The following is a 19623-nucleotide window of genomic DNA, read 5'->3' as shown; positions in this document are numbered from 1 at the left end:
CTATAGTGATAAGTCCTGCAATCGCTCAGACAACGGTTCCTGAGTCGATTGTTCAGCGTCGATATCTTCCCTGACCTGTTGATACCAGGTCTGTTCATCCCACAGTTCAAACTTGTTGAACTGCCCGACCAGCATCACTTCTTTTGTAAGACCTGCATGCTGCCGCAGCGTGCTCGCCAACAACAAGCGTCCGGCGCCATCCATCTGACACTCACTGGCATGCCCCAGCAACAAACGCTGAACTCGTCGTTCCGCTGGATTCATACTCGACAGACGGGAAAGCTTCTGTTCAATAACTTCCCATTCGGGCAGGGGATAAAGCAGCAGGCATGGCTGATGAAGATCAATGGTGCACACCATTTGACCTTGCGATTCCTCGTTCAGCGTTTCCCGGTAACGGGTTGGTACGGCAAGCCGCCCCTTGCTGTCGAGGTTAACCAGCGTAGCACCACGAAACATGCGTGAATTACCCCTTCGTAACCTTTTTCACCACTTTATCCCACAAATTCCCACATTGAAGAGTGTACGGAGGGTATTAAAACCTTGTCAAGCCAGAGCAGGCGTGCTTTGGAATTATTTCTGCATGATGTTGGGCTGTCATGAAGGTAAAAAAAATAATGGAGGAAGATTATTAAAGATTAACGTCATGAAAATTTAAGAGAAATTCACTAAATGAATAACATCACGTAAAGATATAGCTTTAATTTCACGCTGCCCGATTAATTTTCCAGTAACAGGATGATACCAAATAGAAAGGTTTCCAGAATAGTCTTAGTCCGCCTGAAGCCTTGCATCACAAGGCTTTCACTTGATATGGATAATTATACAGCGGTTGTTGGCGCTTGCTCAAGGTCACATTTCTGACATTGGCATCGTCGATTCTTTATTAATCAGTCGATTGACTTTAATTTACATTTTTTAACGCCTGAAATCAGTCAGCAAAAAAGAAAAATTTATTTCTGACCGGCACAGAATAAATAGGACGTCTGCCATCCGTTCCTCGCTGTCGTCAATAAAGAAGGCAGGCAGATTATCATTTTTTACTACCCATCCCCGCTTCTTAAATATTATTTTTCTTACCGCCGCACTTGCCGACACAATAAAAAACAACTCATTGTAAAATAAAGATTTTTAATTCCTTGAGCGCGCTAAATAGGTAAAAAAGCGGCAAATCGAATATAAAGTAGCGGAAAAGCTGACCATTGAGTCAAAAATAAATATTTATAGCTACTTATTAATACATTAAATAGTGATGTAAACTACGTTTAGCTTATAAAGTAGAAATAAAGCCTTTTTATAAGCCTCATTTATTGGCTTTTATCCTATGCTTCGTTCTGGAGTGAATTGGTATGTTTTCCCCCGCATCAAGATTGCGTAGCGCAACGGCAGATACTTTTGCCTTAGTGGTGTATTGCTTCGTCACCGGTATGATTATCGAGATTGCGCTGTCCGGCATGAGTTTGGAACAGTCGCTCTCTTCAAGATTGCTCTCCATTCCAGTCAATATTCTCATTGCCTGGCCTTATGGCATTTATCGTGATCGCATATTGCGTTTCGCTAAACGCCGTGGCGCCAATCATTTCATCGTGCGCAATCTTGCCGATCTGTTCGCTTATGTCAGCTTTCAGTCTCCGGTCTATGTCGCCATTCTTCTGGCAATCGGCGCTGACTCCGCGCAAATACTGGCGGCGGTTACCAGTAATGTGGTGATTTCGATGATGATGGGCATCCTGTACGGCTATTTTCTGGAATATTGCCGTCGGCTTTTCCGGGTAGCGGTTTCTGGTTGACGAACAGAAGAGGGAAGCAGCGCCATACATCAGGACGTATGGCGTCAGATTAAAAGCGGAATTCAGAGCCGGCTGAGTGAACCGCGGCGATACAGATTCCGCCGGATACGATTCAGGCCCGGCTTTGGTCTTTTTGGTTCATCCAGACTTGCCAGCACCAACTCCAATACACGCTCAGCCACCTCTCGATGACGCTGGGCGACAGACAATACCGGACACTCCAGATAATCCAGCAGTTCATTATCGCCAAAAGTCGCGATAGCCAGATTATTCGGTAAACGCCCGCTTTGTTTCAGCGTCACATCCATCACCCCTTGCAACAGCGGGAAAGCCGTGGTGAACAGCGCCTTCGGCATAGGATGATCTTTAAGATAATCGGCAAACACAGCCGCCGCCGCGACGCGTTCATAACTGTTGGCGTAAAGATAGGTGATCTCACGGGGATCATCCGCCCATGCCTGACGAAATCCCTGTTCGCGCAGAAAACTAACGGAAAGCTCCGGTAACGCGCCCAGATACAGTACCGACTCCGCCGGTACTTTTCTGAGCTCTTGCGCCAGCATCTCGGCATCCTCCAGATCAGCACCCACCACGCTGGTAAAATGCTTACGATCCAATGCCCTGTCCAATGCGATAATCGGCAGACGGCCATTCGCCCAACGTTGATAGAAGGGGTGCTCAGGCGGTAGCGCCGTGGATACGATGATGGCATCAACCTGACGTTGCAGCAGGTGCTCGATACAACGCATTTCATTATCAGGTTGATCTTCAGAGCAGGCGATCAGCAGTTGGTAGCCGCGTTGCCGCGCCTGACGCTCCAGATAATTGGCGATGCGCGTATAACTGGTATTCTCCAGATCGGGAATAACCAGACCAATCGACCGCGTGCGCCCCGCGCGTAATCCGGCAGCAACAGCATTGGGATGATAATTGTGTTCCCTGACGACAGCCATGACTTTTTCAACGGTCTTATCACTGACACGATATTGTTTGGCTTTTCCGTTAATCACATAGCTGGCAGTAGTGCGTGAAACACCCGCAAGACGAGCGATTTCATCCAGTTTCACGTTAACCCCTTAATAGGCCGGATAAATAAAATGGCGATGACCATAAGTTCATCATGGATATCGCGTAGATCTAACAGCAGAAGCGACCGAACGGCAACCGCTTTTATCACATATAGAATACAGCCATAAAAAATGAAGAGGCTCGATAGGATATTATCGAGCCTCTTAAAAGAAAAAACAGCGAAAAAGCGTGTTAACGCATGATTTTATCGCCGCGGGCAACGCCGACAATACCGGAACGCGCCACTTCCACAATTTCCGCCACTTCACGCACGGTATTCAAAAAGGCATCCAGTTTGTCACTGGTGCCGGCCAGTTGGACGGTGTACAGCGAAGATGTCACATCAACGATGTGCCCGCGGAAAATGTCGGCGCAACGTTTCACTTCTTCACGCCCGTATCCGGTTGCCTGCAATTTGACCAGCATGATTTCACGCTCCACGTGAGATCCCTGAACCAATTCACTCACGCGCAACACGTCCACCAGCTTATGCAATTGCTTCTCGATCTGCTCCAACACTTTCTCATCACCGACAGTCTGAATCGTCATACGAGATAGCGTTGGATCGTCAGTGGGCGCAACAGTCAGACTTTCAATATTGTAGCCGCGTTGTGAGAACAGACCGACGACACGTGACAATGCACCTGATTCATTTTCAAGTAATACCGATAAAATCCGACGCATTATCAGGTCCTCTCCGTTTTGCTAAGCCACATTTCATCCATCGCGCCGCCGCGGATCTGCATAGGATAAACATGCTCGCTGCTGTCAATATTGACATCGACAAACACCAGCCGGTCTTTCCGCGCCAGCGCCTGCGCCAATTTGTTTTCCAGTTCGTCCGGCGTCTTAATGGAAATACCGACATGACCGTAAGCCTCGGCCAGCTTCACGAAATCCGGTAGTGATTCCATATAGGAGTTGGAGTGACGACCAGAATAAATCATGTCCTGCCATTGCTTCACCATGCCCAGGAAACGGTTGTTCAGGTTAACCACCACGATAGGCAAATCATATTGCAATGCGGTGGACAACTCCTGGATATTCATCTGGATGCTGCCGTCGCCGGTCACACAGATCACGGTTTCTTCCGGCAGCGCCAGTTTGATGCCCAGCGCCGCGGGCAGACCGAACCCCATGGTGCCCAACCCGCCGGAGTTCACCCAACGGCGAGGCAGATCAAAGGGATAATAGAGCGCGGCGAACATCTGATGCTGGCCCACATCGGATGCGATATACGCCTTGCCGTCAGTCAGGCGGTGCAGCGTTTCTATCACCGCTTGCGGCTTGATGCTGTCGCCTTCGGTGCTGTATTTCAGACAATGACGGGCGCGCCATTGCTCAATATTCCGCCACCAGTCGCGCAACGCATCAAATTGCTGCGGGGTTTCACCCTGGGCCAGCAATTCCAGCATCAGGCTCAGTACCTGTTTGGCATCGCCCACGATTGGAATATCCGCATCGACCGTTTTAGAAATTGAAGCGGGATCGATATCAATGTGCAGTACGGTGGCATCAGGACAATATTTCGCCAGATTATTAGTCGTGCGATCATCAAAACGCACGCCGACGGCAAAAATAACGTCGGAATGGTGCATCGCCATGTTCGCTTCATAAGTGCCGTGCATCCCCAGCATCCCCAGGCATTGACGATGCGTGCCTGGGAAACCGCCCAGCCCCATCAGCGAACAGGTCACCGGCAGATTGAGTTTCTCGGCCAACGCCAGCAGTTCTTCATGACAACCGGAATTGATCACCCCGCCGCCGCTGTAAATGATCGGTTTTTCCGCCGCCAGCAGCGTTTGCAATGCACGTCGAATCTGTCCTTTATGTCCCTGAACCGTCGGGTTATAAGAACGCATGCTGACATGATCGGGATAAACATAAGGCAACTTGTTGGCCGGGTTCATCACATCTTTCGGTAAATCCACCACCACCGGACCGGGACGGCCGCTGGATGCCAGATAAAACGCTTTTTTCAGTACCGTCGGCACATCTTCCGCCTGCTTGACCAGGAAACTATGCTTCACGATAGGTCGGGAAATGCCCACCATATCGCACTCCTGAAACGCATCGTAACCAATCAGCGATGTCGCCACCTGACCAGACAGCACCACCATAGGAATTGAATCCATATAGGCTGTCGCAATACCGGTGATGGCATTGGTCGCGCCGGGGCCGGACGTCACCAGCACTACGCCGACCTCGCCCGTGGCGCGCGCATAACCATCAGCCATATGAACAGCGCCTTGCTCATGGCGAACCAAAATATGTTCAATACCACCGACCGTATGCAAGGCATCGTAAATATCCAGCACCGCACCGCCGGGATAGCCGAACACATGTTTCACGCCCTGATCGATCAACGATCGGACCACCATCTCGGCGCCTGACAACATCTCCATGGTTTTGCCTCTTAATACAACAGGGTTTGTAAATATAACTAATCAACATAACGCGAGATTATGATGCAGGCAAACAGCAAAAAATCATTCCGCCCCAGGACTCTAAGCGGAAATCAGCCATAGGGAGGTTGAGATCTGAGATAAAACACTGAATAGCGGCCTCTGTGTTTAACGTATCTTCCGCAAAGAGCATGAATTACAGCGCGAAATATTGAGTCTCACTATCTTCAGAGTAAACGTTTTTCCCGCTACGACACCCATCACGATTCAGGATACATGGCGTCGATTTCCAACTGATAGCGTTGGTTGATAACTTTACGACGCAACTTTAACGTTGGCGTAAGCTCTCCCTCTTCCATCGAAAATGGTGCAGGCAGCAACGTAAACTTTTTCACTTGTTCGACACGGGATAGCTCTTTTTGCATTTCGCGCAGGCGCTGCTCGAACAATTCGATGATATGGCTGTGGCGCAGCAGTTCCAGACGATCATGGTATTTCAGATTAACGGAACGGGCGTACTCTTCCAGCGCTTCAAAGCATGGCACAATCAAGGCGGAGACGTACTTGCGCGTATCCGCGATAATCGCGATCTGATCAATAAAGCGATCCTGTCCCAATGTGCCTTCCAGATACTGCGGCGCGATATATTTTCCACCTGAAGTCTTCATCAGATCTTTCAGACGTTCCGTGATGAACAGATTACCGTCCGCATCCAACTCGCCGGCGTCGCCGGTTCTGAGCCAACCATCCTCGGTAAAGACTTCAGCCGTTTCCTGCGGACGATGGAAATAACCCCGCATCACCGTGGCGCCACGCACCTGAATTTCGCTATCCGCGCCAATCCGCACTTCAATCTCCGGCAAGGGAGTGCCGATTGATCCTAAACGGAAATGACGCGCTTCCCAGCAGGAGACCGTCGCACAGGTTTCGGTCATGCCGTAACCGTATATGATGCGCACGCCCATGGAGAGAAAAAACTGAATGATGTTGTCATCCAACCGTGCGCCCGCCGCCGGCATGAAACGGATCTGTCCGCCCAAAAGCTGGCGTAATTTACTGAGAACCAAACGATCGGCATAACGATGCCTAATACGGTTGAATATGCCGGGACGTTTTCCCGCACATCGCATCCGACAAATGGCGTCTCCCTGGGCGATAGCCCAACGGAACAGGTACTGGCGATACCAGGGCGCCTGCGCCACTTTTTCATGGACGGCGCTGTACACTTTCTCGTAGAAACGGGGAACCGCGCACATCATGGTCGGTTTAACCGCCTGCATCGCCTCGCGAACCTGAGTGGTATCGCTGAGGTACACATTCTGCGCGCCGCTATGCATGATGAAAAAACTCCACGCACGCTCGAACACATGGGATAGCGGCAGAAAACACAGCGAACGGTCGGTGTCGGATACACTCAGACGTTGATCATGCAGCCGGAGTTGCATCGCCATATTCGCGTAATCCAGCATCACGCCCTTGGGTTCGCCCGTGGTGCCGGAGGTATAAATCAGAGTAAATAAATCGCTAAGTTCACGGCTATCAATACGGTTTTGCAGTTCGTTATGCCAGAAGGCTTCCCCTGCCTGAGATTCAAATTCACGCAGAGAAACGGCAATGTCGCAATTACGCAAATCCACGTCATCATTCAGCACGATGATATTGCGCAATTGCGGACACGTATCACGTAACGCCAGCAGCGCATCAAACTGCGCCTGTCCGCCCACAAAGAGCGTGCGAATATCCGCGTCATTAATGATAAATGCGGCTTGCGACGCGGTATTGGTGGCATAAATCGGCACGCTGATGGCTCGCAGATGCAGCAGGGATAAATCAGCCAGCGTCCAGTTCATTGAGTTGTGCGAGAAAATGGCGACGCGTTCCTGCACATCCACGCCCAACTCCAGTAAAGCAGCGGCAATGCGCCGAATACGCCGCCCCGCCTGTGACCAGGTAAGCTGTTTCTCTTCGCCTGGCGCCCATTCGCGTAACGCGATACGCCCGGCGCACTGCGCGATCTGATGCTGTACCCGGTGTACCACATGGTATTGCTGTAAAAGATTGTTCATCGATAAAAGGCGACTCATTATCAAATCGTTAGCCGGAAATATTTCAGCGTACATAGGTGTGTTATTTGGGTGGGCAGTCTACCTTCATCGCTCAGAATCGCAACGCTATTTCCGACATAAATAGCGAGCTATCGAGAGGTTACTTGACGCGCGTCACATCAAATCAAAGGTTGACATAACCATGAAGATCCAGTACCAATAACGCTATATCGAATTCCAGATGACGAGACATCATGTTCAATTTTGTTTTCCTACTAAGCCTACTACTAGACGCATCAACATTGCGCGGTATGCTGGTGGGCAAAATTCACAACTGATTTCACGCCACCCAATAAAAAAACCCGCGCCGATGCGCGGGTTTTTTTTTACTCGCCGGGCGCCAGATAAACATGACAAGGAACCAAACCAATGAGCCAGCAAGTCATTATTTTCGATACCACATTACGTGACGGTGAACAGGCATTACAGGCTAGTCTGAGCGTGAAAGAAAAACTCCAGATTGCGCTGGCGTTGGAAAGGATGGGGGTTGACGTCATGGAAGTAGGCTTCCCGGTTTCCTCGCCCGGCGACTTTGAATCCGTACAGACTATTGCCCGCAACATCAAGAGCAGCCGGGTCTGCGGCCTCACTCGCTGCGTCGAGAAAGATATTGATGTGGCGGCCGAGGCGCTGCGTGTGGCCGATGCGTTCCGCATCCATACCTTTATCGCCACCTCGCCGATGCACATCGCCACCAAACTGCGCAGTACGCTGGATGAAGTCATCGAACGCGCCGTCTATATGATCAAACATGCGCGTAATTACACGGACGACGTCGAGTTTTCCTGTGAAGACGCGGGCCGCACGCCAATCGCCGATCTGAGCCGGGTCGTGGAAGCCGCGATCAAGGCCGGCGCCCGTACCATTAATATTCCCGATACCGTCGGCTACACCCTGCCTCATGAATTCGGCAATATCATTGCCTCGCTTTACAAGCGCGTTCCCAATATCGATCAAGCCATCATATCCGTACACACCCACGACGATCTGGGTCTGGCGGCAGGCAACGCGATGGCGGCGGTTCATGCCGGGGCGCGTCAGGTTGAAGGCACCCTGAATGGCATCGGCGAACGTGCTGGCAACTGTGCGCTGGAAGAAGTGATTATGGCGATTAAAACCCGTCATGATATTCTGAACGTACACACCAATATCAATCATCAGGAAATCTACCGCACCAGCCAATTGGTCAGCCAGATCTGCAACATGCCGATCCCCGCCAACAAAGCCGTGGTAGGTTCTAATGCCTTCGCTCACTCTTCCGGCATTCATCAGGATGGCGTGCTGAAAAATCGCGAAAATTACGAAATCATGACGCCGGAATCCATCGGTCTGAAAGAAGTTCAGTTGAACCTGACCTCCCGTTCAGGCCGCGCGGCGGTTAAACACCGTATGGAAGAGATGGGCTATCAGGAGAGCGACTACAATCTGGATGATTTATATTCCGCCTTCCTGAAACTGGCCGATAAAAAAGGTCAGGTTTTCGATTACGATCTGGAAGCGCTGGCGTTTATCAACAGTCAGCAGGAAGAGCAGGATTTTTACAACCTGGATTATTTCAGCGTGCAGTCTGGTTCCAGCGTGATGGCCACCGCCTCCGTCAAACTGAACTGCGGGGCGGAAACGCAGGCGGAAGCCGCTACCGGCAATGGTCCGGTTGATGCCGTCTATCAGGCGATCAACCGCATTACCGGCTACCAGATTTCACTGGTTAAATACCAACTGACCGCCAAAGGACAAGGCCGAGACGCCCTGGGCCAGGTGAATATCGTCGCGGATTATCAGGGCCGCCGCTTCCACGGCGTCGGGCTGGCGACGGATATCGTCGAATCCTCCGCACAAGCGATGGTAAATGTATTGAACAATATTAAACGCGCTCAGCAGGTAGAAAAAGAAATCCAGCGTCTGCAACAGCACAACAGTAAACAACAAAATAATCAGGAAACAGCGTGATGAGCAAAAGCTACCATATCGCCGTCTTACCCGGAGACGGCATTGGCCCGGAAGTAATGGCGCAGGCCCACAAAGTGTTGGACGCGGTGCGCCAGCGCTTTAATCTGCGGATTACCACCAGCGAATATGACGTCGGCGGCATCGCCATCGATCGCCAGGGGGCACCGCTGCCGCAGGCCACCATCGCCGGTTGTGAGCAGGCCGACGCCGTTTTGTTTGGTTCGGTCGGCGGCCCGAAATGGGAACATTTACCCCCGGCGGAACAACCGGAACGCGGAGCGTTATTGCCGCTGCGCAAGCACTTCAGACTGTTCAGCAACCTGCGTCCGGCGCGGCTGTATCAGGGGTTGGAAGCCTTCTGCCCGTTGCGCGGCGATATCGCCGCCAAAGGGTTCGACATTCTGTGCGTGCGCGAACTGACGGGCGGTATTTATTTTGGTCAGCCAAAGGGACGCGAAGGCAGCGGTCAACACGAGCGCGCCTTCGACACCGAGGTCTATCATCGTTTCGAGATTGAGCGCATCGCGCATATCGCGTTTGAATCCGCGCGTAAGCGCCGCAGTATCGTCACCTCTATTGATAAAGCCAACGTATTGCAAAGCTCTATTCTGTGGCGTGAAATCGTCAATGAAATCGCCAAAGAATACCCGGATGTGAAACTGTCTCATCTGTACATCGATAACGCCACCATGCAGTTGATCAAAGATCCATCCCAGTTCGACGTGTTGCTGTGTTCCAACCTGTTCGGCGATATTCTGTCCGATGAGTGCGCCATGATCACCGGTTCCATGGGAATGCTGCCTTCCGCCAGTCTCAACGATCAGGGATTCGGTTTGTACGAGCCTGCGGGCGGTTCCGCGCCGGATATCGCCGGTAAAAACATCGCCAACCCGATCGCGCAAATTTTATCGCTGGCCCTGTTGCTGCGTTATAGCCTGGAAGCGGATGATGCGGCTGACGCCATCGAAAAAGCCATCAATACCGCGCTGGCCGAAGGTTATCGCACTGCGGATCTGGCCAGCGACGGCAATGCAATAGGTACAAGTGAAATGGGCGACATCATTGCCCGCTTTGTGGCACAAGGGGCATAACCATGGGTAAGACGTTATATCAGAAATTATTTGATGCGCATGTGGTTCACGAAGCGCCGAATGAAACGCCCCTGCTGTATATCGACCGTCATCTGGTACACGAGGTGACGTCGCCGCAGGCTTTTGATGGTTTGCGGGCCATGGGCCGCAAGATTCGCCAACCGGGTAAGACCTTTGCGACCATGGACCATAACGTTTCGACGCAAACCAAAGATATCAATGCCAGTGGCGAAATGGCGCGCATTCAGATGCAGGAACTGATCAAAAACTGTGCTGAATTCGGCGTGCAATTGTATGACCTGAACCATCCATTTCAGGGAATTGTTCACGTTATCGGCCCGGAACAAGGGATGACGCTGCCAGGGATGACCATTGTGTGCGGCGACTCCCATACCGCGACGCACGGCGCATTCGGCGCACTGGCGTTTGGCATCGGCACCTCGGAAGTGGAACATGTGCTGGCGACGCAAACCCTGAAACAGGGTCGCGCCAAAACCATGAAGATCGAAGTCACAGGCGAGACGACGCCGGGTATCACCGCGAAAGATATCGTGCTGGCGATTATCGGTAAAACCGGCAGCGCGGGCGGCACCGGTCATGTGGTTGAATTCTGTGGTAAAGCGATTCAGGCGCTGAGCATGGAAGGCCGTATGACGCTGTGCAACATGGCGATTGAAATGGGTGCCAAAGCAGGTCTGGTCGCACCGGATGAAACCACGTTCAACTATCTGAAAGGACGCCAGTTTGCACCGAAAGACGCAAACTGGGATGCGGCCGTCGCTTACTGGAACACGCTGAAATCGGACGACGACGCGCAATTCGATACCGTCGTTACGCTGGATGCCGCGCAGATTGCCCCGCAGGTTACCTGGGGTACCAACCCCGGTCAGGTTATCGCCGTCGATCAGGTTATTCCGTCTCCTGAATCGTTCAGCGATCCGGTAGAACGCGCTTCCGCCGCCAAAGCACTGGCTTATATGGGTTTGCAGCCTGGTATCAAACTGACCGATGTGGCGGTTGATAAAGTATTTATCGGCTCCTGCACCAACTCGCGCATTGAAGATCTGCGCGCCGCGGCGGAAATAGCCAAAGGCCGCAAAGTGGCTCAAGGCGTTCAAGCTATCGTCGTCCCCGGCTCAGGTCCAGTGAAAACCATGGCGGAACTGGAAGGACTGGATAAAGTGTTTATCGAGGCGGGTTTCGAATGGCGTCTGCCAGGCTGTTCGATGTGTCTGGCGATGAACAACGACCGGCTGAACCCCGGTGAACGTTGCGCATCAACCAGTAATCGTAACTTTGAAGGACGTCAGGGCCGTGACGGACTCACCCATCTGGTCAGCCCGGCGATGGCCGCTGCCGCGGCGGTTACAGGGCATTTTGCCGATATCCGCGAATTGAATTAAGAGAGAAACCAACATGGCTAAATTTACGCAACATACCGGTCTGGTGGTTCCCCTGGATGCCGCTAACGTCGATACCGATGCCATTATTCCAAAACAGTTTTTGCAAAAGGTCACACGCACCGGCTTTGGTCAACACCTGTTTAACGACTGGCGTTTTCTGGATGAGGCAGGTCAGGAACCCAACCCTGACTTTGTGCTGAACAAACCCCGCTATAAAGGCGCCAGCATCCTGCTGGCGCGTGAAAACTTCGGCTGTGGTTCATCACGCGAACATGCGCCGTGGGCATTGACTGACTATGGTTTCAACGTGATCATCGCGCCAAGCTTCGCCGATATCTTTTACGGCAATGCATTTAACAACCAGTTGCTGCCCGTTACGCTGAGCGAAGCTGAGGTGGATGAACTGTTCAAACTGGTTGAAGGACAGCAAGGCATGACCTTTACGGTCGATCTGGAAAATCAGGTTGTGCATGCCGGAGGCAAAGACTATCCGTTTGAAATCGATAGCTTTCGTCGTCACTGCATGATCAACGGGCTGGACAGTATCGGGCTGACGCTGCAATACGAAGCGTCCATCGCGGAATACGAGAAAAATCAGCCGTTATTTCTGCATTGATCGGTCAGGCTGGGGCGCCGTCAGGCGCGCCAGCCTATTCATACCCGCTAATACGCCGTTGCCGCCAAATTCCCCCACTCATGACACAAAAGATCAACACCATCACCAGCGCACCAGCGATGAGCGCGGCTTCTCCCCGCCACATTGTCACTAACGGAACCAGACAGGCGCTCAGGCCGTAACCCAACGTATGGCTGGTGGCGATCCAACCAGCCCCCGCCCCGGCCTGAAGCCGATCGCTGAGCAGTATCTGATAGGACGGCGTAGCCAGCGCCGCGCCAAACGAGGTTATTCCACAGCCGAGATAAAACAGCGCTATGCCTCCCCACACCATCAATGCCAAACCCAGCGTCATAAGCCCCCCCGATAGGATCAACAGCATGCCGGGCGCTAAAAGCTGTCGCCGCAGAACCGTAAATTGTGCCAGCAACGCAGCGATGGCCGCCAGACTCAACAATAGCGCCACCTGATGGCTTAACGTTTCTCCGTAAGCGGGCAGTCGCATTTTCAGCGCAGGCGACAATCCAAGCTGCATCAGGCTGACGGCGGCGGCCAGACACAGCGCGCAACACAAATAGAGCAGCATATTCGCACGTAGCCGCACCGATAAACGCGCGGGCGATATCTGAGGCGGTTCACCCTGCTCACGCCAGATAATCAGCAGAGCCAGCAACGGCGTCAGCGCCATCAACCACAATGGCGCCAGCGGATGCAGCACCAGCACCGCCGACGCGCACAGCGGGCCGAACAGACGCCCAACGCTTAAGCCGGAACTGATCGCGGCCAGCGCCCTCATCCGGTGGTCCGGCCCCGCCCGCTGCAACGCCCATACCTGACAGGCCGGCACCATACCCGATACCGTCAGTCCGTAAATAATGCGCGCCACGATCAATGCGCATAATCCGACTGTCGCAGACAACCATTCCTGAACCATTCCCAGGCAGGCCAGCGTCAATAACATGAAACTCAATACATACCCGCACAGCGACGCCACCACCACTGGCTTACAGCCGTGCCGATCAATTCGCCGCCCCCACCACGGCGAGGCCGGGAGAAAAAGAATAGAACCCAGTGTTAATAAACCCGCCCAAACTGACAGTGAAAGTTTAGTTTCACTAACGAGTACCGGTAACGCCACCAGCAGCCCATTCTGACCAATACCTAACAGACCTGCGCACAGCGCCAGCGTCCAATAATTCTCTTTGGAAAACGATATGGGCTTTGCCGCCCCCAAAAATGGCAAATATCGCATGAAATGTAATTAATCCGTAAAGTTAGTGTATGTATAAAAAAGGAAAACTGACAAAATATTAACATTAATATTGATAATAAGAATTATTATTGTCAGAATTCAAGTTCTCATTTGGACGAACGAGAACCCTGCTCACCATGAACATGCAGAGATCAAATCAGGTAAATGATGTAGCGGCTCAATGTTTTCTTAACGCATTGATAAGAGAAACTAAGGATTGGTATGTGGAACACGCACCTTACACTCAGTCGCCAACCGCAGTTATGCTTCCTCTGTCGCCATCGCGCATGCTCCGAATACCACTTATCTACTTCTCCGCCACCCAGCATCACCGCTACCGTTTTCCCGCTCAGTTGCTGTCTGACGATAGCTCACAGGATATTGATTTCGCGACGCTGGTTTCAGCGCTGCTGGAGAAACCCGCCATTGCCGGCAACCTGCCCGCTCAAGTGCTGGCAAGCTTCCGTCAGCGGGTACTGGAAAGTCATCACCACACTCATCAGGCCATTGCACAGCGCCTCGACTGGCCGACGCTGCGCCGCCAGCCGCTGACCTTCGCTCAGGCGGAACAAGGTTTGCTGGTCGGCCATGCGTTTCATCCCGCGCCGAAGTCTCACCAACCATTTAATGAGGCGCAAGCGCAGCGCTACTTACCGGATTTCGCTGCTCGCTTTCCATTGCATTGGTTCGCTGTTGCCAAAGAACAGATTGGCGGCGAAAGTCTCGGCATCAGCCTACAACAGCGTTTGCTGCGGTTCGCGATAGAAAACGCGCCGGATCTGATAGGTCATGTCACCGACGATGTATGGCTGCTGCCCATGCACCCCTGGCAGGCGGAACACCTCCTGCAACAAAACTGGTGCCAACAGTTGGTGCAGCGAGGCATGCTGCGTGACATGGGCGAGGCCGGACAGCACTGGCTGCCGACCTCCTCGTCGCGCTCGCTTTACTGCCCGACCAGCCGCGACATGATCAAATTCTCCCTCAGCGTGCGGCTGACCAATTCGATCCGCACCCTGTCCATCAAAGAGCTAAAGCGGGGCATGCGGTTGGCGCGTCTGGCGAAAACCTCACGCTGGCAGGCATTGCAGGCTCGCTATCCCACGTTTCAGGTAATGCAGGAAGATGGTTGGGCTGGGCTGCGCAATCTGGAAGGCGAGATAGAAAATGAAAGCCTGTTCGCCCTGCGCCACAATCTGTTGTTCGGCGACGCAAAAAGTCAGACCAATGTTCTGGTCACGCTGACGCAGGCCGCGCCGGACGGCGGCGACAGCCTGCTGACCGCAGCCGTCCGGCGGCTGGCTGAGCGATTGTCCATCAACCCGGCGCGGGCCGCTCAGGTATGGCTGAGCGCCTACTGTCAGCATGTACTGACGCCGCTGTTCAGCGCCGAAGCGGATTATGGTCTGGTGCTGCTGGCGCACCAGCAAAATATTCTGGTGGAAATGAAGCACGATCTCCCCGTCGGCATGCTATATCGCGACTGTCAGGGCAGCGGCTTTACACAACAGGCTCAGACATGGCTGGAAGAAATTGGCGAAGCCGATGCGGAGAACCGCTTTACCACGCAACAACTACTGCGCTATTTCCCTTACTACCTGCTGGTGAACTCAACGCTGGCGGTCACCGCCGCTTTAGCCGCCGCAGATTTCGGCAGCGAACCACAACTGATGGCGCAGGTGCGCTCGTCTCTTACCGAATTGCGCGCCACGGCCATGAACACCGGTTGTCTGGACTATGTGCTGGACAGCCCGGTATGGAATTGCAAGGGCAACTTTTTCTGCTATCTGCACGATCACAACGAAAACACTATCGTCGATCCCGCTGTGATCTATTTCGATTTTCCCAACCCGTTGTTAAATCAGGAGATGGCATGATGCCACAAGCCAATATCGTTCATGCAATCAATGGCATGTACTGCGCGATACAGGCGCAACCCCTGGCGCTGAGCTGGGGAGTGGATAACAGCGCGCAATTGCATTGCCCCGGCGTAATGCCATCCGGTTGGCTGGCGGAGGCGATCGATCAGTTATTTATTGCGGTGCCGACGCTCTCCGGTGTGACGCTCCCCTGGCGGGAATGGCGCGATATCCCGGATGCGCTGGCGCTGTTTGAACAGGTTCAAAGCGATTTTCTGGCGCGGGAAGCATTCTGGCAACTGCCGCTGTGGTTGCGTACGATGCGCCGCCAGCCAACATCGCCCCTACAGTATGACGATGCGCGCGCGCTCTGTTATCCCCCGCGGCCAACGCGTCCGCAAGGGGAAGTTTATCGCCGTTATGATCCGCGCATCAGACAGACGCTGAGCTTCCGCCTGCCTGACGCCGATCGCGACACGCCGCAGTTCACCCGCTGGATGAACGACGATCGCATCGCGTTCTTCTGGGAACAACGCGGGCCGGAAACCCTGCAATATGATTACCTGATCAGCAAACTTGAAGACGCCCATCTGTACCCGCTCATCGGTTGTTATGACGATCAGCCCTTCGGCTATTTTGAGGTTTATTGGGCGGCTGAAGACCGTATTGGCCGTCACTATCGCTGGCAACCGTTTGATCGCGGTCTGCATATGCTGGTTGGCGAGCAGAACTGGCGCGGCGCGACTTTCGTGCGCAGTTGGCTGCGCGGACTGACGCACTATCTCTATCTTGATGCTCCGCAAACCGGGCGGATTGTAGCTGAACCGCGTGCGGATAATCAGCGCTTGTTCCGCCACCTGCCCGCTGCGGGCTACTGCGCCGTCAAGGAGTTCGACTTCCCGCACAAGCGTTCACGTCTGATCATGAATCAGCGCAACGCCTTCTTCACGGAGGTGGGTCTGTAATGAACGATTACCATGAGGACTGGCGGCGAGTTAACCGGTTGCTGGTCGCCAAAATGCTAGCGGAACTGGAATACGAGCGAACGTTGCAGGCTGAACCAGAAAGCGACGGCCAATGGCGTATTTCGCTGCCGGAAAGCGAGTGGCGCTTTGCCGCCCACCGCGGCATCTGGGGCTGGCTGTGGATCGATGCTGACAGCGTGCGTTGCGAACAATCGCCCATCACCGCGGATGCGCTGCTCAGACAACTCGCCCCGCGGCTCGGAATGAATGACGCTCAGGTTGCGGAACACCTTGAAGATCTCTACGCCACCCTGCGCGGCGACCTGCAACTACGGCGTCAACGTCACGGCATGAGCGCGCAGGATCTGATCACGCTGGATGACGATACGCTACAGTGCCTGCTATCCGGCCACCCTAAATTTGTTTTCAATAAAGGGCGGCGCGGTTGGGGACTGGATGACCTGCACCGTTACGCCCCGGAATATCGGCAAACGTTTCGTCTGCACTGGCTGGCGGTTCGGCGTGAGTTCGCGGTGTGGTGCCTCGATGACGAAGTATCGATGGACACTTTACTGCAAAGCGCCATGAATGAAACCGAACGTCAGCGCTTTCAACAGCACTGGCAAGCGCTGGATTTGACGGAAGCGTGGTTGCCTATGCCGGTGCATCCCTGGCAGTGGCAGCAGAAAATTGCGCTGCACTTCCTGCCGCAACTGGCGGAAAGAGAGATCGTATCGCTGGGGGAATTCGGCGATCACTATCTGGCGCAACAATCGTTGCGCACGCTGACCAACGCCAGTCGACGCAGCAAGCTGGACATCAAACTACCGTTAACCATCTACAACACCTCGTGTTATCGCGGGATCCCCGGTAAGTACATTGCCGCGGGTCCGCTCGCCTCGCGCTGGCTACAGCATATCGTCGCCAACGATCCGACGCTTAACGCCAGCGGCGCTGTGGTTCTCGGCGAACCGGCGGCAGGATATCTGGCGCATTCCGGCTACCAGACGCTTAAACAAGCGCCCTATCGCTATCAGGAAATGTTGGGCGTTATCTGGCGAGAGAATCCATCCTGCTATCTGCATCCTGACGAACAGGCGATCCTGATGGCGACGCTGATGGAATGCGACGAACAAGGGCAGCCGTTGATCGGCGCTTACATCGCCCAATCAGGACTCGACGCCGAAACATGGCTGCGACAGTTGTTCCGAGTCACCGTGGTGCCGCTTTATCACCTGTTGTGCCGCTACGGGGTATCACTGATCGCCCACGGTCAGAACATTACGTTGGCCATGAAAAAGGGTTGTCCGCAGCGAGTGCTGCTGAAGGACTTTCAGGGCGACATGCGACTGACGCAAGAGGATTTCCCTGAGCGTCGCTCCTTGCCCGACGCCGTCAGCGCCGTGACGGTGCGTTTGAGCGCCGACTATCTCATCCACGATTTGCAGACCGGCCACTTCGTCACGGTGCTGCGCTTTATCTCCCCGCTCACCGAGCGATTGGGGATCAGTGAAACCCGCTTTTACCAGTTGCTGGCCGGTGAACTACAAGTCTACATGGACGACCATCCTCATCTGGCGGAACGTTTTGCGCTGTTTGACCTCTTTAAGCCGACGATCATCCGGGTAGTGCTCAACCCTGTAAAACTGACCTTCTCAGAGCATGACGGCGGCAACCGCATGTTACCCAACTATCTTCAGGATTTGCCAAACCCGCTGTGGTTAGTGGCACAGGAGCCTGCACAATGAAAGAACAACTAGATTTCATCGGTATCGGCATCGGTCCATTCAACCTGAGTATTTCCGCGCTGGCATACTCGTTGACCGATTTCCAAACCCGCTTTTTTGAGCGTAAATCTCACTTTGCCTGGCACCCCGGCATGCTGGTGCCCGACTGCCATATGCAGACCTCATTTCTAAAGGATTTGGTCAGCGCGGTGGATCCGTGCAACCCATTCAGTTTTATCAACTATCTGGTGCAGAAGAAGAAATTCTATCGTTTTCTGACAACCGAGATGCGCACCGTCTCACGGGACGAGTTCTCCGACTATCTGGGCTGGGCTGCCGATAACATGGATAACCTCTCCTTCGACGCACCGGTTTATGCCGTCGATTTCGACGAAAAGCGACGTCGCTTTATCATCGAAACGCAGGATGGCGTCTGGCAGGCTCGTCATGTCTGTGTGGGGATCGGTAAACAACCCTATCTGCCGGAATGCGTAAACGACATCAGTGACGATTGCTTCCACGCCAGCGAAATGAATCTGCGCAAACCGACGCTGACGGGCAAAACCGTGACCATCGTCGGCGGCGGACAAAGCGGCGCCGATCTTTTCCTGAATATCTTGCGCGGCGAATGGGGAGAACCGACGCACATCAACTGGGTATCACGACGCAACAATTTCAATGCGCTGGATGAAGCGCCGTTCGCCAATGAATATTTTACGCCGGACTATGTCACCAGCTTCCTTGGTCTGGAGGAAAACACCAAGCAAAACATGCTGGCGGAACAGAAAATGACGTCGGATGGCATTACCGCTGAGTCTCTACTGGCGATCTATCGTGAACTGTACCATCGCTTTGACGTGCTGCGGCAACCGCGCAACGCCTCGCTGCTGCCCAGCCGTTCGCTGATTGCGTTGGATAAAACCGGTTCGCGCTACCAGCTTAAGCTTCACCACAAGCTGGATAACGGACATGACCTGCTGCAAAGCGATGTGGTGATATTTGCCACGGGTTATCGCACCGCGTCGCCCGCCGTGCTCTCGCCGCTGCATCGGCGTCTGTCGATGACCAATGATGGCAACTATCGGATCAACCCAGACTTCACGCTGGACTGGCAAGGCCCCGCCGACAACCATCTGTTCGCGGTCAACTCCAGTATGCAGCAACATGGCATCTCCGAACCGCAGTTGAGCCTGATGGCCTGGCGCTCCGCCAATATTCTCAATCGGGCGATAGGAAGAGAGCATTTCGATCTCAGCACATCGCCATCGTTTATCGAGTGGCGCAGCGGGATAAACCATACCATGACGCGTAACAACAACACTGCTAATAACCACAATAGTTCTGATAACCACAACCTGGCGTAATCATCACGCTTTTTTATGCAGGGCAAAA

The 19623-nt window shown here is 53.4% G+C and carries 15 protein-coding genes; 9 read left to right on the top strand and 6 right to left on the bottom strand.

Features of this window, described 5'->3' with window-relative positions; all coding sequences use genetic code 11:
- Positions 1-459 carry a division/cell wall cluster transcriptional repressor MraZ gene (gene mraZ, locus NC856_RS06030; protein WP_264089528.1) on the bottom strand — a complete coding sequence of 153 codons (459 nt, stop codon included), beginning with the start codon at positions 457-459 and terminating at the stop codon, positions 1-3.
- 890 nt (positions 460-1349) lie between these two features.
- Between mraZ and NC856_RS06025 the strand changes: the two genes are divergently transcribed.
- Positions 1350-1790 carry an L-alanine exporter AlaE gene (locus NC856_RS06025; protein WP_264089527.1) on the top strand — a complete coding sequence of 147 codons (441 nt, stop codon included), beginning with the start codon at positions 1350-1352 and terminating at the stop codon, positions 1788-1790.
- 62 nt (positions 1791-1852) lie between these two features.
- On the opposite strand, the gene cra is transcribed toward NC856_RS06025, so the two are convergent.
- The 4 genes from cra to NC856_RS06005 all read right to left on the bottom strand — a co-directional run bounded on the left by cra (position 1853) and on the right by NC856_RS06005 (position 7329).
- Entirely contained in the window at positions 1853-2857 is a 1005-nt protein-coding gene (gene cra / locus NC856_RS06020; protein WP_264089526.1) for a catabolite repressor/activator, read from the bottom strand.
- A gap of 193 nt (positions 2858-3050) precedes the next feature.
- On the bottom strand, positions 3051-3542 hold the full coding sequence (gene ilvN, locus NC856_RS06015; RefSeq protein WP_264089525.1) for an acetolactate synthase small subunit: 492 nt from the start codon (positions 3540-3542) through the stop codon (positions 3051-3053).
- Between the two features lie 2 nt (positions 3543-3544).
- Positions 3545-5263: an acetolactate synthase 3 large subunit gene (ilvI, locus tag NC856_RS06010; RefSeq protein ID WP_264089524.1), complete on the bottom strand. Its 1719-nt coding sequence runs from the start codon at positions 5261-5263 to the stop codon at positions 3545-3547.
- A gap of 260 nt (positions 5264-5523) precedes the next feature.
- Positions 5524-7329 carry an AMP-dependent synthetase/ligase gene (locus tag NC856_RS06005; RefSeq protein ID WP_264089680.1) on the bottom strand — a complete coding sequence of 602 codons (1806 nt, stop codon included), beginning with the start codon at positions 7327-7329 and terminating at the stop codon, positions 5524-5526.
- 408 nt (positions 7330-7737) lie between these two features.
- Here NC856_RS06005 and leuA point away from each other — a divergent pair, with 408 nt between their 5' ends.
- The 4 genes from leuA to leuD are packed head-to-tail and all read left to right on the top strand — an operon-like array spanning position 7738 to position 12428.
- Positions 7738-9318, top strand: coding sequence for a 2-isopropylmalate synthase (leuA, locus tag NC856_RS06000; protein WP_264089523.1), 1581 nt, complete (start codon positions 7738-7740; stop codon positions 9316-9318).
- Positions 9318-10409, top strand: coding sequence for a 3-isopropylmalate dehydrogenase (leuB, locus tag NC856_RS05995; RefSeq protein ID WP_264089522.1), 1092 nt, complete (start codon positions 9318-9320; stop codon positions 10407-10409). The genes leuA and leuB overlap by 1 nt, the downstream gene beginning before the upstream one ends.
- A gap of 2 nt (positions 10410-10411) precedes the next feature.
- Positions 10412-11812, top strand: a complete 1401-nt coding sequence (gene leuC, locus NC856_RS05990; RefSeq protein ID WP_264089521.1) for a 3-isopropylmalate dehydratase large subunit — start codon at positions 10412-10414, stop codon at positions 11810-11812.
- Between the two features lie 13 nt (positions 11813-11825).
- Positions 11826-12428, top strand: coding sequence for a 3-isopropylmalate dehydratase small subunit (gene leuD, locus NC856_RS05985; RefSeq protein ID WP_264089520.1), 603 nt, complete (start codon positions 11826-11828; stop codon positions 12426-12428).
- A 34-nt stretch (positions 12429-12462) separates the two neighbouring features.
- On the opposite strand, the gene NC856_RS05980 is transcribed toward leuD, so the two are convergent.
- Positions 12463-13680, bottom strand: coding sequence for an MFS transporter (locus NC856_RS05980; protein WP_264089519.1), 1218 nt, complete (start codon positions 13678-13680; stop codon positions 12463-12465).
- Positions 13681-13817: 137 nt separating this feature from the next.
- On the opposite strand from NC856_RS05980, the gene NC856_RS05975 reads away from it, so the two are divergent.
- From NC856_RS05975 to NC856_RS05960, 4 genes are read left to right on the top strand one after another with little or no spacing between them, the layout of a single operon-like run.
- Positions 13818-15557 carry an IucA/IucC family protein gene (locus tag NC856_RS05975; protein WP_264089518.1) on the top strand — a complete coding sequence of 580 codons (1740 nt, stop codon included), beginning with the start codon at positions 13818-13820 and terminating at the stop codon, positions 15555-15557.
- Positions 15554-16504: a GNAT family N-acetyltransferase gene (locus tag NC856_RS05970; RefSeq protein WP_318841724.1), complete on the top strand. Its 951-nt coding sequence runs from the start codon at positions 15554-15556 to the stop codon at positions 16502-16504. Before NC856_RS05975 ends, NC856_RS05970 begins: the two co-directional genes overlap by 4 nt.
- Positions 16504-18252: an aerobactin synthase IucC gene (gene iucC, locus NC856_RS05965; protein ID WP_264089517.1), complete on the top strand. Its 1749-nt coding sequence runs from the start codon at positions 16504-16506 to the stop codon at positions 18250-18252. The genes NC856_RS05970 and iucC overlap by 1 nt, the downstream gene beginning before the upstream one ends.
- Positions 18249-19595, top strand: a complete 1347-nt coding sequence (locus tag NC856_RS05960) for a lysine N(6)-hydroxylase/L-ornithine N(5)-oxygenase family protein (protein ID WP_264089516.1) — start codon at positions 18249-18251, stop codon at positions 19593-19595. The genes iucC and NC856_RS05960 overlap by 4 nt, the downstream gene beginning before the upstream one ends.
- Positions 19596-19623 lie beyond the last annotated feature (28 nt).

This window comes from Brenneria izbisi (genome assembly GCF_025840185.1).
Lineage (GTDB): Bacteria > Pseudomonadota > Gammaproteobacteria > Enterobacterales > Enterobacteriaceae > Brenneria > Brenneria izbisi.
Note: the sequence above shows the minus strand (reverse complement) of the source record. Positions and strands in the feature narration are given on the sequence as shown.